Here is a 13,982-nt window from a genome sequence, read left to right as displayed (position 1 = left end):
TGCCGGCCCCCGCCGGCGCGCCCGCGCGGCGCCCCCGCCAGTCCGAGCGCGAACAACCGATCCGACGAGGAACACATGACGGTCAACACGCAACCGGCCACCGAGAGCCCCGACGACCCGCGAGCCTACGGACTCCCGCTCGTCGACGCCCACTCGATCCCCGCCGAGCTGCGCACGTTGGTCTCCCGCGTGCACGACCTCGTCGACGCCGTCGCCAACACCGAGGTCGACTCCGACACCCTGGCCGAGACCGCCGCCGTCGTCGAGGGCCTCACCGACCGGCTCAACGTCGCCCGCCGGGAGATCGGCACCATGGTGCGGCGCGAACTCGGCGACGGCACCACCGTGATCGGCACCATCACGAACATCGTCGAGGGCGAGACCAACCCGGCCGCCCCGCCGATGTTCCTCGACCGCACCGAGGACGGCCTGCGCGCCGAGGTCACCCTCAACACCACCTACCAGGGTCCGCCCGGGCTGGTGCACGGCGGGTGGATCGCCGCCATGCTCGACCAGGCCATCGGAAGCGTCTCCTCCGTCGAGACCAGCCCCGGCCTCACCGCCCGGCTGGAGATCGACTACCGCCGCCCCACCCCCTTGTTCACCCCTCTGGAGATCACCTCCTGGGTGGAACGCGTCGAGGGCCGCAAGGTCTACGTGGCCGGACGCATCCGCGCCCACGGTGAGGTGACCGCCGAGGCCAGCGCGCTCATGATCCGGGTCGACGTCCCCGAGTGACCCGCCTCCCCGAGGCGGGGTCGCGCCCCCACCGTGTAGTAACATCACCACCGTGACCCACTGCTATCGCGTGTTTAGCCAGCCGACGCACCCGTCGGCCGCTCGCACGTAGGCGGAAACGGGAACGTCGGCAACAGAGCACTCGGGCTTCGGCCCGGTGCTCTTTCGTCTTTTCGGGCGGCCGACGTCCCGGTGCACACCACCCCGACGGGTCGAACGGCCGCGCCGCCTCCGCGAACGCATCCACCCGAGAGGGACCACCGTGCACGACCGCCACAGCGAACCCGCGCCCGCCCACGAGCAGATCCTGCGCCTGCGCGGCCGCATCGACCAGATGGACGCCGAACTGGCCGCGCTCCTCGAACGCCGCGCCCTGGTCGCCGCCCAGGTACAGCGCCTCAAGCCGGTCGGCTACTTCGCCGGACGCGACATGGACCGCGAACGCCTCCTCGTGGAGCGCATGGCCGAGCACGCGCCGCGCCTGGGAGCCGACCGCCTCGCCGCCATCATGGACAGCGTCATCAGCGCCGGACTGGCGGCGGCGCAGGAGGAGGCCCGGGACGGCGGGTGAGGACGCCACGGCCGCTGCTGGCCGGGCCCGGCCACGGGCGGCGGGGCGGGCAACCGGACCGCGCCCCGCCGCGTCCCACGGGTGCCGACCCGGACCCCCACCGCCGGGCGCACCAGGGAGGCCCCCGTGAACCCACCCCCGCCCCGACGCCGATCCACGGCCTCGGCCCTCCTGGCCATCGGCCTCCACCAGGCCAGGGCCGGAAGCCGTCGCTGGACCGAACACCGCAGGGCCATGCGACGCATGAGGGACCACAACCGTCGGGAACTCGAACTGGCCTTCCGGACGCAGCACGACGCCGAGCGGGCCGCCGATCAGGCCAGGGAGGAGTTCGAGAGGACCCTGGCCGAGCTGGTCAGCCTTCGGAACCGCCGTGAGGACCGCGCGCGCTGGTTCCTCCTGCCGGTCCTGTGCCTGTGCGCCTGCCTGGTCCTCACCGTGTTGGCCGGGGTGTGGGGGGCGCGCAACCGCGCCCTGGACGAACGCGGGATCACTGTGTACGCACAGGTCAGGGAGCACCATGGGGGCTCTCTCCAGGCCATCTACCTGCTGGAGGGCCGCAGAGTGCTGTTCACGGTCCCGACGCCGTCCGATCAACAGGTGGATCGTCAGTACGTGCAGAGGCAGTGGAGGCAGGGCCACCAGGTCCTGGTCCGGATCGACGTGGTACCCGACACGCCCGCCATCGTGAGGCCCCACGGCGAACGCTGGCCCGCGGGGACCGCGGCTCTGGGCGCGCTCGCCTGCCTGGTCGCCGCGGGCGGCGCCTTCGCCTGGCACGCGCGAGTGTCGGCGCGCTATCCCCTGCTTCCAGGAACCGACAGCCTTCGCGAACGCTCACGGGGCGCCCTCTGGTCGTCCCCCGGAATTACTCTCGTGCTCTGCGGGCTGGCGGGCTGCTTCTTCCTCTTCCTTGAGTCGGCCCTGGCCGAGCCGGTGGTGGACCCGCGCACGACCAAGGCCGTCGTCGAGGACTACTGGAAGTGCGAGGCGAGGTCATGTATCGGCTACGACGGGGAGCTCTCCTACACCGTGGACGGCGTGGAGTACCGGGCCACCGTGTCGGGCGTACCGCCGAGGGTGGGGGCGCCCGTCGAGATCCGGTACTGGGGGAGCGCCCCGCACACCGTCGTCGCGACCCGGGGCCAGAACACCGGCTCGGCGGGGTTCGTGGAGGCCTTCGACCACCTGTTCGTCCCCGCGCTGCTACTCGCGTGCGTCGGCGCGGCGTTCTACGCGCCGATCGACTACCGGATCAGGCGCGGGGAGCCCGCGGCCGACGACGTCTGAGGGGGCGGGCCCCACCCGCCGCCGCGACCGCTAGGGGCGCAGCACGTCCACCCACACCAGGCGGTGGTCGGAGCTGGGGAAGGGGTAGTCGCCCGTCAGCCGGAACAGCGGATCGTCCACGGTCGGCCAGAACACACCCGAACCGCGCGCGGGAAGCGACCGCGAGGGCAGCACGTAGTCCACCCGCAGGTTGCCCGGCCCGGGCACGTCGTTGAAGTCCGCGCTGTCCAGGTCGGGATCGCCCGTGTGCTCCTCGTTCGCGCCGCCCTGGCGCTGCGCGGCCCCGCGCCCGCCCTGGCTGGAGGGGCGCACGTCCACGATGTGGCGGTGCTCCAGCAGTCGCGTCACGGCCTCGGGGTGCCCGTCGCCGTCGTTGGGGTCCGCGTTGAGGTCGCCCGCGATCACGAACGGCGCCCCCGGGGCCAGGCCGCCGCGCACCCCCGCGTCGTCGTAGACGTACCCGCCGGCCCGAGGGGTCACGTAGTCCGCCCAGAAGCGGATCTCGTCGTGGTTGCGCGCCACGTTGCGCTTCTCCGGGCCGTCGAAGGTCGGCGGCGTCGGGTGGCTGGCCAGCAGGTGCACCGGTCGGCCGCGGCCGGTGTCGATCGGGATGTCCCAGTGGCTCTTGGAGGACAACCGCAGCACCTCCAGGGCCTCCTCGGAGTAGTAGGACTCACCGGTCTCCGGGTCGGTGGGCAGCAGGGCGTCGGGCATGTCCGCCCAGCGGAAGTTCTGGAAGGTGCGCACCTCGTCCGTGACGATCGGGTACATCGAGTACACGACCATCCCGTACTGGCCGGGGAAGACCCCGTAGCCGAAGGCGTCCTCCGCGTACTCGGGGGTGCCCGGCTCGGTCACCGCCGCGCCGTCCCCGTTCAGGTCCACGCCCGAGGCCACACCCGTGTTGACCGGCGCGGTGTACACGTACGGGTATTCGATGGGCTCGGCGCCGGACTGGCCCACGGACAGGTAGTTGTCCTGGAAGAGGCGGGGGCCCGCGCCCTCCTCGTCGTAGTCGAACTCGTTGACCAGCAGCACGTCGGGGCGCACGTGCTGGATGATCTCGGCCACGTTGCGGGCCTGTTCACTGTCGGGGGTGGCGAGCTCCTCCACCAGGGCGCCCTGTTCCCGGCGCTCCAGGGCCGTGTTGAAGGTGGCGAAGCGCACCTCGTGCGCCCCGGGCGGGGCGGGGACCGACGGTGACTCGGCCGCCGACGACGGCAGGGCGGTCAGCGCGGAGGCCGCCAACACCAGCGTGGCGGTGGAGGCGATCCGGCGGGGCGTGTGGTTCACGGGAGGGAAGTCCTCTCAGCGGGGGAGCGGGGGGCCGACCGCCGGAGGCTAACAGGCGCGCGTGTCCGAGCGGTGTACCACCACCGTCGGAACGGCGTCGAATCCCTATCGACAGCCGCCCCCACCTGGCCCCGGCCGGCCGGTGCTCTGTTATGGACCGGTCCAGGGAAGGGTGAACCGGTGGCCGGGACCGGCCCTGGAAAACACCCCCGCCAAGAGTGAACACGGAACTACGCTGGAGAGGCCGGTCCGCCGGGACCGGAACGTGGCCACCCCTGACCCCCTGTTGGAGTGTCTGCCGTGACCGAGTTGCGTGTCGTTCAGGATGAGGAGACCGAATCCGAGCCGCGTGCGGCGTCGCTGGCCTTGAGGTACTACGCCACCGAGCTCAAGCGTCACCGGGAGGCGGCCGGTCTGACCCAGGCCCAGCTCGCGGATCTCATTCCGTACTCGAAGTCCATGATCTCGATGGTGGAGACCGCCAAGCGGTCGCCCCTGGAAACCCGGGAGGGTGACCGGGCCACATCCAAGTTCACCGAGTACTGTGACGAGGTGCTTCACACCGGCGGGGCGCTCGCTCGGATACTTCCTCTGCTCGAGCGTTCGAACGATGTGTACAAGAGCTGGTTCAGGCCCTACGCCGCACTGGAGAGCGAAGCCGCGGCGATCAGTACCTTCCAGTCCCAGACGGTGCCGGGACTCCTGCAGACGGAGGAGTACGCGAGGGCGGTGCTCGCCTGCGGTCGCCCGTACATGGGTGGAAGCGAGGTCGCCCGCCAGACGGCGGCCAGGATGCAACGTCAGCAGATCCTCCACGGCGATCGCCCGCCGGTAGTGACAGCCGTGATGGACGAACTCGTCGTCCGGCGGCCGATTGGTGGGACGATCGTGCTGAAACGGCAGATCGAACATCTCATCGATCTGGTGGAGAGTCACGCCGTGACGATCGGGATTCTGCCGATGGGGGCGATGGAACACGCTGGCCTGGACGGTTCGTGGAACCTCCTGGACTTCTCGCACCAGGAGCCACTCCTGTACGTCGAAGCCGGTGGTGCTGGCACAATGTCGCATCGGGCGAAGGACGTCCTCCCGACGCGGCAGGCGTTCAGCGCACTGTGCATGCAGGCCTTGTCGCCCCGTGCCTCTGCTGAGCTGATGATGGGGATTGCGAGAGAGCTATGACGAACGCGCGAGAGCTTCCCGAACTCGAGTGGTGGAAGTCCTCCCACAGCGGAAGCAAGGGCGGCGACTGTGTCGAGGTCGCCCGGAGCCACCGCCACACGCACCTTCGCGACTCCAGGAATCCCGTTCTGGGCCACATCTCCCTCGACTCGCGTGAGTGGGGCACGTTTCTCGCCACGGCCGTGCGGAACTGACCACACTGGTTCCCCCATGAGCGCTCTGTGAGTAGAGGGACCTAGAGGCCCGATAACCCGGCGGCAGTCCGTGGCCCTAGGACCTCCGACGCGCGCGGGCGCGTCGTGGCCTGCCCCGGAGTCCGATCAGCTCAGCGCGAGGCAGCGGTCCCAGCCGCTCGCTGGTTCGGTGTCCGTGGCGAAGGTGTGCAGTGCCAACGCGACCCCCGCGAGTCCTTCGAGGAGACCACCGGCCATCCTCTCAGGATCGAGGTGGTCCATGACCTGTTCGGCGATCGCCGGAATCTGCTCCTGTAACCGATGATCGTCGCTCGTGCCCGCCACGCGCCACGTGGCCTGTAGCACTCCGGCCCATCCGTGACAGAGCGACGGCTCGGTGACCAACCCGGTGAGAGTGGGGTTGTGGAGCACAGCGGTGAGCCCTTCGACAGCCGCGGCCTCCCAATCCGGCCGCAGCAGGGCGACCCCGGCAAGCTGTACGGCCCGGGCGGTGCCAGCGGTGCCGTAACACCACGTCGGCCGGTTCGGAAGGGCGGGTGCACCCTGGCGGCCGGATTCGGAGCTGAGGATTCCCGGCCAACCCTGCCAGGACTCCGCCCCTGGGCTGTCACCCGCTCTGGGCCCCCATCGCAGCAGCCATTCGGTGATCCGGGTGATCGCGGCTGTCTGTCCCGGAACGCGCTCTCCTTCGGCCCAGGCCAGGGCCAACAGGGCGAGAACGCCACTCACACCGTGGGCGATCCCGAGATTGAGGTGTCCCAGAGGATACGGCGTCGGGAGGCCGGGAGTGGGGCTGTCGGGGGTCCACCAACCCGGTGTTGGCCGTCCGCCGGGGCCACGAACCGGAACGGTGAGTTCCACCAGGTAGGAGAGCAGTGCTTGGAGCGCGGTGGGGGAGGAACGCCTGCGCAGCAAGAGGAGCCCCAGGCCAGTTGCCCCGGACACCAGGTCGTAGGACTTGAGGCGAACGCCGGAACGCCCCGACCGCCGGCGTTCCTGGTCCTGTCGAAGGAGCGTGTGCACGCGGCCTACGACGAAATCGTCCAACCGTGGGAGTGCCTCTGAGTAGTCCCCCGGTCTCGCCGCTGCGGTCAGGGAGAAGGCGAGCGCGGGTGCTCCCTGGTACAGGCCGTTGTCTTCCTGGGTGAACACCTCCGTGCCAGCCGCGGACAGCCAGTCATGCGCGATCGAGCGGTATGCGGAATCCACGTGGCCCAACTCCGCGAACAGGAGGGCGACACCCCAAGGCCCCTGATCCAGTGACGTCGCGCTCGGGAGGCCGGATGGGGGGACGGCGAGTCGTTCGGCGATCCGATACGTGAACTCACCCGCACGCCCACGCGCATCCTGTGGGCGGTTCATGGAGTCCGGCCGCTGTTCGTGCGCCACTGTTGGGCGCGAACGACGTCGCGGGCCACCGCGAGTGATGCTGCCTCCGTTTCGGGGGAGATGCCCAGGAGACGGTTCACGTGCATGTGGAGGAGGGAAGTGAGCACCGTCTCCGGCTGCGGGCCTTGGCCGCCTCCCGAGAACCCGTCGAGTTGGGCGCGATACTTCGCCAGGGCCGTACGGCGGAGGTTCCAGGATTCCATGACCCGCTCTCCTCCGAAGGCGCTCAGGTGACCGGCCCCGTTACTGTCGGAGGCGAGGGCGAATGCGATCTCCCTGTGCGCTCGGAAGACCTGATGCTGAGGGTTCTTGGGGAGGTGTTCGAACCAGGCACGATGGTCGTCCCCCAATAAGGAACGCGCGATCCCGACGTGGTTGGCGGCGGCCAGTACCAGCGCAGGTATGTTCGTCCGGCCGGAGCGCAGGCAACGCAGTTGGTCGAGGACGGCGTGGCTGTCGGTGATGAACACCTGCTCCGCCGCCGTCATCGCTGACCCCGAGCCGTATCAGGGGCGTACGTGGTCAGATCAAGGCGGTCCACCATGTACGCGTCGCGCAGGTGGGCGACCCAGGCCCGCAGCCGGGGTAGCACCACGGAGTTGAGTGAGTCCGGGGTGTCTCGGAACCTTAGGCGTAGATGGGGGTGCGGATCGTCGTACCGGACGAGGAACCAGTCGTCACCGGGCAGGCTTTCGAGAAGTCGGGGGAGGTGTTCGACGATGACGTCGTCCATGAGCTCAGGTGAACAGGAGACCTGGGCGCTCAGCCATGAACCGCCGGGGAGGTGTTCGAGCTCCGGTTCGTAGCGCCTCAGGGACGCGGGGTGCGAGCGCGGAGCGAACCTCTCTCGCAGGGTGAGGGGGAAGACGACCTCGTTGCCGTGCCCCGCCGACCAGCCGGTGTTCTCGGGTGCGGCCGAAGGACACTCGGAGATGACGATCTCGTTGTGCCGCCCTAGTTCCTCCCGGCATAGGCGTCGGTGGGATTCCTCCCGCAGGTCCAGGACCAGCTGTCGGTCCCGGCTGACTCTCGGTGCCAGTAGCTGGACCATGTCCGGAACATCCCAGAGGTCCCGCCAGCGGGCGAAGGAGTCCTGCCAGGCGTCGACGTTTCCCTGGGGCGTGTGCAGCGCGGCAGGTACCCGCCAGCGAGCCGGAGCAAGGATCGTGCGCCGGTAGCGGACCCGGGGTAGGTGGGGGAGGTGTACCGCTGCTCCCCAGAGCCAGGGTTGCCAGGGCCGTGTCCCGCCGAGTCCGATCTCGCGGAGCAGCCGAGCGAGCTGAGGCGCATGAGAGCGGTAGTTCAACGCGTGGTACCCGACTGGTGTGACCTCGCGCTGGTGACGGAGCGAATAGAGGAAGAGCCGGTCGGACGTGGCCGAGACGAAGAGGTCGTCAGGGGCGAGGACCCTGGGATCGTCGGGATCGCTGAATGTGCCCAAGGGGATGATGTGCTCTGTTGCCCCGCGGCCTCGAAGGATGTTGAGGTTGCGCGATTGCCGTGGTGGAAACTCCAACCGTGCGCGAAGGGGCGGGAGACCCGGCATCGGAGTCGAGGCGCTCGTATCCTGCGGCTGAGCGCACCGCCCGTCGTGGAAGAGATGGGAGAAACGGCCGGTCATCGCTCCGATGGTGGGGGAACCGAAAGCGGGGGTCAGAGCGAGAAGGAAGTCTCCCGAGGTCAGTGCCTCGGTGGACGAGGCGAGCAGGTGGGCGCACAGTTCCGCTTCGGTGGGTGGCGGATCGTGCGAGCCCGGACCGGACAGCGCGAGTACCAGCTCCTCACTCAGGACGACCTCGGCGCCCGCTCGAGTCGCTTCCTGGGCCGGGGTGGAGAGTATGCGGTCACGGCTGTCCTGGGCTGGGGGCGTTGCACGCGTCGTGTCCGTTCCGTGCCGGTAGCCCGCGGGTGGTGACACTCCCCTCTCTGGATCGAGGACCTCCTTGACGGGCACCAAGGTGGAAACGCCGTACCTGCGGACGAAACGGCGGTGGAAGTCCAGCATGGGCGCGCGATGGGCAGCGCTCAACCGGGTGAGTACGTTCGCTGCTCCCTCGGCCTCGGCAGCGACCAGACGCGGCAGCTTGACACCGATGTCCAGGGCCAGGTCGACCTGGACAGCGTGGTCGTTCGCGGTGTCGTGTACGACCTGTAGCCGTGCCCGCGCCGACCTCAGCACCTCGAGCCCCGAACCGACGGGCAGACCGCCGTAGACAGCCAGGTCCTGCCGGGCCCGGTGGATGCGGTGCAGGTCATCAGCGACGTCGGGCGGGAGGGCTCCGTCGGGGAAGTCCTCCAGCACGGACATGACATGGGCCAGAGGGTCGGGTTCCCCCGGAACAGGGTGCAACCGGGTCAGAAGCAGCCCCGCTCCGGTCATCTGCCGGAGCAGTGAGTCGATCACGGCGCCCGGCACGTCCGGATGCTCCTCTTGGAGCCGGCTCCGGACATCCCGGTAGGGGGTGGGGGTGCGCGCGGCTTCCAGCACGGAGCGGATCGGGTCAGTCAGCCGCACGGACAGGTGGGCGCAACCCTGCTCGGCCGTGCGGCCGTCGGTGAGCAGCAGCCGATGGCCTCGAACACGGCAGAGGTTGTTCACCACGACCTGGAGGTGAACGAGGACGTCAGGGCGCGTCTCGTAACCGCGTACCCAGGAGGAGAGCCATGCGAGATCCACGGACGCGATCTTTCGGTGCTCATCACCCCATCGGACGGACGGATCAGAGCCGATGGTGGCCTGGCCGACCCCTGCCAGCACTCCGAACGGTGTCGAACGGCTGCGCATGCGCAGGAGGTAGCGGACCAGGGACCTCGCCACCCGGCGGATCTTGCGTGGTGGTGGGTCCACGCCCTCGAGTATCTGGTCCAGTGTCCGGGCCAGGGGTGGGCTGGAGATCTCGATGGCCTCGCGAAGCACGGCATCCGCGGAGACCACCGCTCGTACCCAGCTCGTGAGTTCCTCCACTTCGGAACCACCGCGCTCCGACGCGTTCGGATGGATGGCGGGCAGCGGGTGGAACGCCATGAGCGGAGAGCGCAACATGACGGTGTCCGCGCATGTGTAGCGGGAGATTTCGGTTCACCTGACCCGTGTTCGGAGGCGAAGCTGGCGAGGGAGACGGGAGGCCGCCGCCTCCGTCAGTCCGGCGACGGCGGCACGGCTTCTAACTCGGAGACTCGACGAAGCAGTTCGGCAGCGTGGCGCACGTGTCGGTGCAGTCCCCGGAGGCGGGGGCGTTCGTCGCTGCCTGGGCGGGCTCCGCGATGATGCGCACGTCGAGCTGGAACTCACTGTGGGATTCGTTCATGGCTCTCCTGATGGTGAGGAACACTCGCAATCGCACCTGACCCACAGGGGTGGTGCCTCAGGGACTCTTCCCCTGGAACCAGCCGAGAAGTGCTGTACTTCGCTCACCGGCCACTTGTAGGCAGGGTGCCGGTAGGGCGCGAACTCTCGTGGCCGCCTGTGAGCACGGGGACCGCCCCTGTGGGCGGCGCCGAAGTGTGTGGCCTCGGATTGAGGTGTCACGCTGCAGTCCGGGCCGTGAAGGGGCCGGGAATCCCAGCCGCCCCCGAGTGTGAACGTCCGAGCCACCGGGTCGGGTTCCACCGCCCAGGCGGGTGCCGTGTCCACAGGCGGCTCCGAAAGTCGTGGGGAAGTCGTAGGCTCAGGGGACACCACCCGTCCGTCTACCCGCCTGGGGGCACCCGCGTCATGGCCGACTCCTTCGCACATCTGCACGTCCACACCGAGTACTCGATGCTCGACGGTGCGGCGAAGCTGAAGCCCCTGTTCAAGGAGGCCGCGAGGTTGGGGATGCCCGCCGTGGCCATGACCGACCACGGCAACATGTTCGGCGCCTACGAGTTCTACCAGCAGTCCAAGGGCTCGGGCGTCAAACCCATCATCGGCATCGAGGCCTACGTCGCCCCCGAGTCGCGGTTCCACAAGAAGCGGGTCTTCTGGGGGCGCTCGAACTCCTCCGACGACGCCTCGGCCGAGGGCGGCAAGGACATCTCCGGCGGCGGCCGGTACCTGCACATGACCATGCTCGCGCGGAACGCGCAGGGGCTGCGCAACCTGTTCCGGATGTCGTCCCTGGCCTCCGCCGAGGGCTACTACATGAAGCCCCGCATGGATCTCGAACTCATGCAGCAGTACAACGAGGGCATCATCGTCTCCACCGGGTGCCCCTCCGGTGGCGTGCAGACGCGGCTGAGGCTGGGGCAGGAGAAGGAGGCGATCGAGTACGCCGCCGGTCTCCAGGACATCTTCGGCAGGGAGAACGTCTTCCTGGAGCTGATGGACCACGGCGTGCCGATCGAGAAGGAGGTCCGGGACGGACTGCTCAAGGTCGGTCGCGAACTGAGCATCCCACCGCTGGTCACCAACGACTCCCACTACGTGTACGAGTCCCAGTCCTCGGCGCACGACGCCCTTCTGGCGGTGGGCGTGGGAAAGAACCTGGACGACCCGACCAGGTTCCGGTTCAACGGTTCGGGCTACTACCTCAAGACCGCCGACGAAATGCGCGGCCTGCTCAACTTCGAGGAGTGGGCTAAGGGGTGTAAGAACACCCTGCTCATCGCGGAACGGGTCGAGGCCGGTGCCTACGACGAGGTCTTCGCACACCGGGACCTCATGCCGGAGTTCCCTATTCCGGAGGGGGAGACCCAGGCCTCCTGGTTGGCCAAGGAAGTGGAACGGCTGCTCCCGTCCCGTTACCCGGACGGCACTGGTGACGACGTCCGCCGCCGGGTGGAGTTCGAACTCGGCATCATCAACGAAATGGGCTTTCCTGCCTACTTCCTGGTGGTCTCCGACATCTGCCAACACGCCCGCAAGAATGGGATCGCCCTGGGCCCGGGCCGTGGCTCGGCGGCGGGGTCGATGGTCGCCTACGTCCTGGGCATCACCGACCTCGACCCCCTGGAGCACGGTCTGCTGTTCGAGCGGTTCCTCAACCCCGAACGTGTGACCATGCCCGATGTCGACCTGGACTTCGACGAGCGTCGGCGCGGGGAGATGATCGACTACGTCACCCAGTTGTACGGCGAGGAGCGGGTTGCGCAGATCCTGACGTTCGGCACGATCAAGGCCAAGGCCGCGGTGAAGGACTCCACCCGGATCCTGGGCATGCCCTACTCTGTCGGTGACCAGATCACCAAGGCCTTTCCGGCGGCGGTCGGCGGCAAGGAGATCGCGCTCGACGCCGTCTTCAACACCGAGAACGAGCGATACAGCGAGACCACCGAGCTGCGCAACCTGGTCGACAACGACCCGCAGGTCGCCAAGGTCATGGAGACGGCGCGCGGCATCGAGGGCCTGACCCGCGGAACGGGTGTGCACGCCGCGGGCGTCATCCTCTCCAAGGAGCCCCTGCTCGACGTCATCCCCCTCCACAAGCGGGACTCCGACGGCGCCATCATCACCGGCTTTCCCTACCCTCAGTGCGAGGACATGGGTCTGCTCAAGATGGACTTCCTGGGCCTGCGCAACCTGACGATCATGGACGACGCGGTCAAGAGCATCAAGGAGGCCGAGGGGACCGACATCGACCTCGCCCAGCTGCCGCTCGACGACAAGAAGACCTACCAGCTGCTCTCCCGGGGCGACACTCTGGGCGTGTTCCAGCTGGACGGCGGCGCGATGCGCAACCTGCTCAAGCGGATGGAGCCGAAGAAGTTCGGTGACATCGCAGCCGTCCTCTCCCTGTATCGCCCCGGTCCGATGGCAGCGAACGCCCACAACGACTACGCGGACCGCTCGAACGGGCGTCAGGAGATCACCCCGATTCACCCCGAACTCAAGGACGCGCTGGAGCCGATCCTCGGGGAGACCTTCCACCTGCTCGTGTACCAGGAGCAGATCATGGCCATCGCCCAGCAGCTGGCCGGGTACACGCTGGGCGGCGCCGACCTGATGCGGCGCGCCATGGGTAAGAAGAAGAAGGAAGCCTTGGAGGAGGAGGAAGCCAAGTTCTTCCCCGGGGCGAAGGAGCGCGGCTTCTCCCAGGAGGCCATCCAGGCCCTGTGGGACGTCATGCTCCCCTTCGCGGGTTACGCGTTCAACAAGTCGCACGCCGCCGGGTACGCGCTGGTCTCCTACTGGACCGCCTACCTCAAGGCCAACTACCCCGCCGCGTACATGGCGGCGCTGTTGACCTCGGTCAGTGACGACAAGGACAAGATGGCGGTGTACCTGGCCGAGTGCCGGGCGCAGCACATCAAGGTGCTGCCGCCGGACGTCAACGAGTCGGGCCTGCGCTTCACCCCGGTCGGCAAGGACATCCGTTTCGGCATGGGCGCGGTCCGCAACGTCGGCGCGAACGTGGTGAACTCGATCGTCAAGACCCGTACGGAGAAGGGGAAGTACACGTCCTTCACGGACTTCCTGTCCAAGATCGAGCTGGCGGCGTGCAACAAGCGCGTCATCGAGTCGCTGATCAAGGCGGGCGGGTTCGACTCCCTGGGCCAGCCCCGGCGTGAGCTGTACCGGCACCACGAGGTGGCGGTGGACGGCATGATCAGCTCCAAGAAGCAGGAGGCGCACGGCCAGTTCGACCTGTTCGGCGGCGGTGACGACGACGGGGACTCCACGCCGATCGGGTTGAACATCCAGTGGGGTGACGAGGAGTGGGACCGCAAGACCAAGCTGGCCTTCGAACGGGAGATGCTGGGCCTGTACGTGTCCAGCCACCCGCTGGCCGGGGCGGAGCGGGTGCTGGCGCGTTCGCGGGACACCTCGATCGCGCAGATCGTCGCGGGCGACCTGGCGCGTGAGCGGGGCGAGGTGCGTATCTCGGGGCTGATCTCCAAGGTGGACAAGCGCACCAACAAGGCGGGCAACCAGTGGGCCATCGCGACGGTGGAGGACCTGGACGCCAGCATGGAGGTGCTGTTCTTCCCCAAGACCTACCCGTTGTACGTGGAGGCGTTGCTGGAGGACACGGCGGTCACGGTCAAGGGGCGGCTCAACGACCGGGACGGCACCTGGTCGATGTTCGCGTCGGAGATGTCGATCCTGGACATCTCGCACGTCACCGAGGGGGAGCCTCCGGTCCTGCTGACGGTGGCGGAGGAGCGTCTGGACGCGGCGCTGATCGACGACCTGCGCCAGGTGCTGAGCACGCACAAGGGGGAGACCCCGGTACGCATCCGGGTGGACAACCCGGTGCGGTCCCGGATCTACGCGGTGGACCGCTACTCGGTGCGCATCTCGCCGGAGTTCAACGGTGAGATGAAGAGCCTGTTGGGGGCGTACGCGGTCGACTACTGACCGGGCCCCCGGCCCCCGACGGTGGACCGGGCGCCTGCCCGACGAT

Annotated in this window: 9 protein-coding genes and 1 pseudogene; 6 read left to right on the top strand and 4 right to left on the bottom strand. The window is 68.6% G+C overall.

Translation table 11 applies throughout. From position 1 onward, the window contains the following. Window positions 1–75: 75 nt before the first annotated feature. The 3 genes from ABZ635_RS01155 (at window position 76) to ABZ635_RS01145 (ending at window position 2,599) form a co-directional block, all read left to right on the top strand. Complete coding sequence (locus ABZ635_RS01155) at window positions 76–738, top strand: PaaI family thioesterase (RefSeq protein WP_357756995.1); 663 nt, start codon at window positions 76–78, stop codon at window positions 736–738. A gap of 262 nt (window positions 739–1,000) precedes the next feature. Next, window positions 1,001–1,309, top strand: coding sequence for a chorismate mutase (locus ABZ635_RS01150; RefSeq protein ID WP_357756992.1), 309 nt, complete (start codon window positions 1,001–1,003; stop codon window positions 1,307–1,309). Window positions 1,310–1,435: 126 nt separating this feature from the next. Beyond that, window positions 1,436–2,599 (top strand): hypothetical protein, encoded by a 1,164-nt coding sequence (locus ABZ635_RS01145; RefSeq protein WP_357756989.1) that lies wholly within the window; start codon window positions 1,436–1,438, stop codon window positions 2,597–2,599. Between the two features lie 30 nt (window positions 2,600–2,629). Here ABZ635_RS01145 and ABZ635_RS01140 read toward each other — a convergent pair whose 3' ends face one another. Further along, window positions 2,630–3,892, bottom strand: a complete 1,263-nt coding sequence (locus tag ABZ635_RS01140) for an endonuclease/exonuclease/phosphatase family protein (protein WP_357756986.1) — start codon at window positions 3,890–3,892, stop codon at window positions 2,630–2,632. A gap of 300 nt (window positions 3,893–4,192) precedes the next feature. Here ABZ635_RS01140 and ABZ635_RS01135 point away from each other — a divergent pair, with 300 nt between their 5' ends. Together ABZ635_RS01135 and ABZ635_RS01130 are read left to right on the top strand one after the other, a co-directional pair. Further along, entirely contained in the window at window positions 4,193–5,074 is an 882-nt protein-coding gene (locus ABZ635_RS01135) for a helix-turn-helix transcriptional regulator (protein WP_357756983.1), read from the top strand. Then, window positions 5,071–5,268 (top strand): DUF397 domain-containing protein, encoded by a 198-nt coding sequence (locus tag ABZ635_RS01130; protein ID WP_357756980.1) that lies wholly within the window; start codon window positions 5,071–5,073, stop codon window positions 5,266–5,268. Before ABZ635_RS01135 ends, ABZ635_RS01130 begins: the two co-directional genes overlap by 4 nt. 126 nt (window positions 5,269–5,394) lie before the next feature. On the opposite strand, the gene ABZ635_RS01125 is transcribed toward ABZ635_RS01130, so the two are convergent. From ABZ635_RS01125 to ABZ635_RS01115, 3 genes and pseudogenes are all read right to left on the bottom strand, one after another. Beyond that, the gene (locus tag ABZ635_RS01125) at window positions 5,395–6,630 is read right to left on the bottom strand and encodes a lanthionine synthetase C family protein (protein WP_357757376.1); all 1,236 of its coding nucleotides are present in this window, start codon (window positions 6,628–6,630) and stop codon (window positions 5,395–5,397) included. After that, window positions 6,627–9,682, bottom strand: a pseudogene (locus ABZ635_RS01120) (lantibiotic dehydratase). Before ABZ635_RS01120 ends, ABZ635_RS01125 begins: the two are co-directional and overlap by 4 nt. Before the next feature lie 139 nt (window positions 9,683–9,821). Continuing rightward, window positions 9,822–9,965 (bottom strand): hypothetical protein, encoded by a 144-nt coding sequence (locus tag ABZ635_RS01115; RefSeq protein WP_357756977.1) that lies wholly within the window; start codon window positions 9,963–9,965, stop codon window positions 9,822–9,824. A gap of 407 nt (window positions 9,966–10,372) precedes the next feature. Between ABZ635_RS01115 and dnaE the strand changes: the two genes are divergently transcribed. Next, the gene (dnaE, locus tag ABZ635_RS01110; protein WP_357756974.1) at window positions 10,373–13,936 is read left to right on the top strand and encodes a DNA polymerase III subunit alpha; all 3,564 of its coding nucleotides are present in this window, start codon (window positions 10,373–10,375) and stop codon (window positions 13,934–13,936) included. Window positions 13,937–13,982: the final 46 nt, after the last annotated feature.

The organism is Nocardiopsis sp. NPDC007018, assembly GCF_040635075.1.
Lineage (GTDB): Bacteria > Actinomycetota > Actinomycetes > Streptosporangiales > Streptosporangiaceae > Nocardiopsis.
The sequence above is the reverse complement of the archived record's forward strand: the minus strand, read 5'-3'. Positions and strand labels throughout refer to the sequence as shown.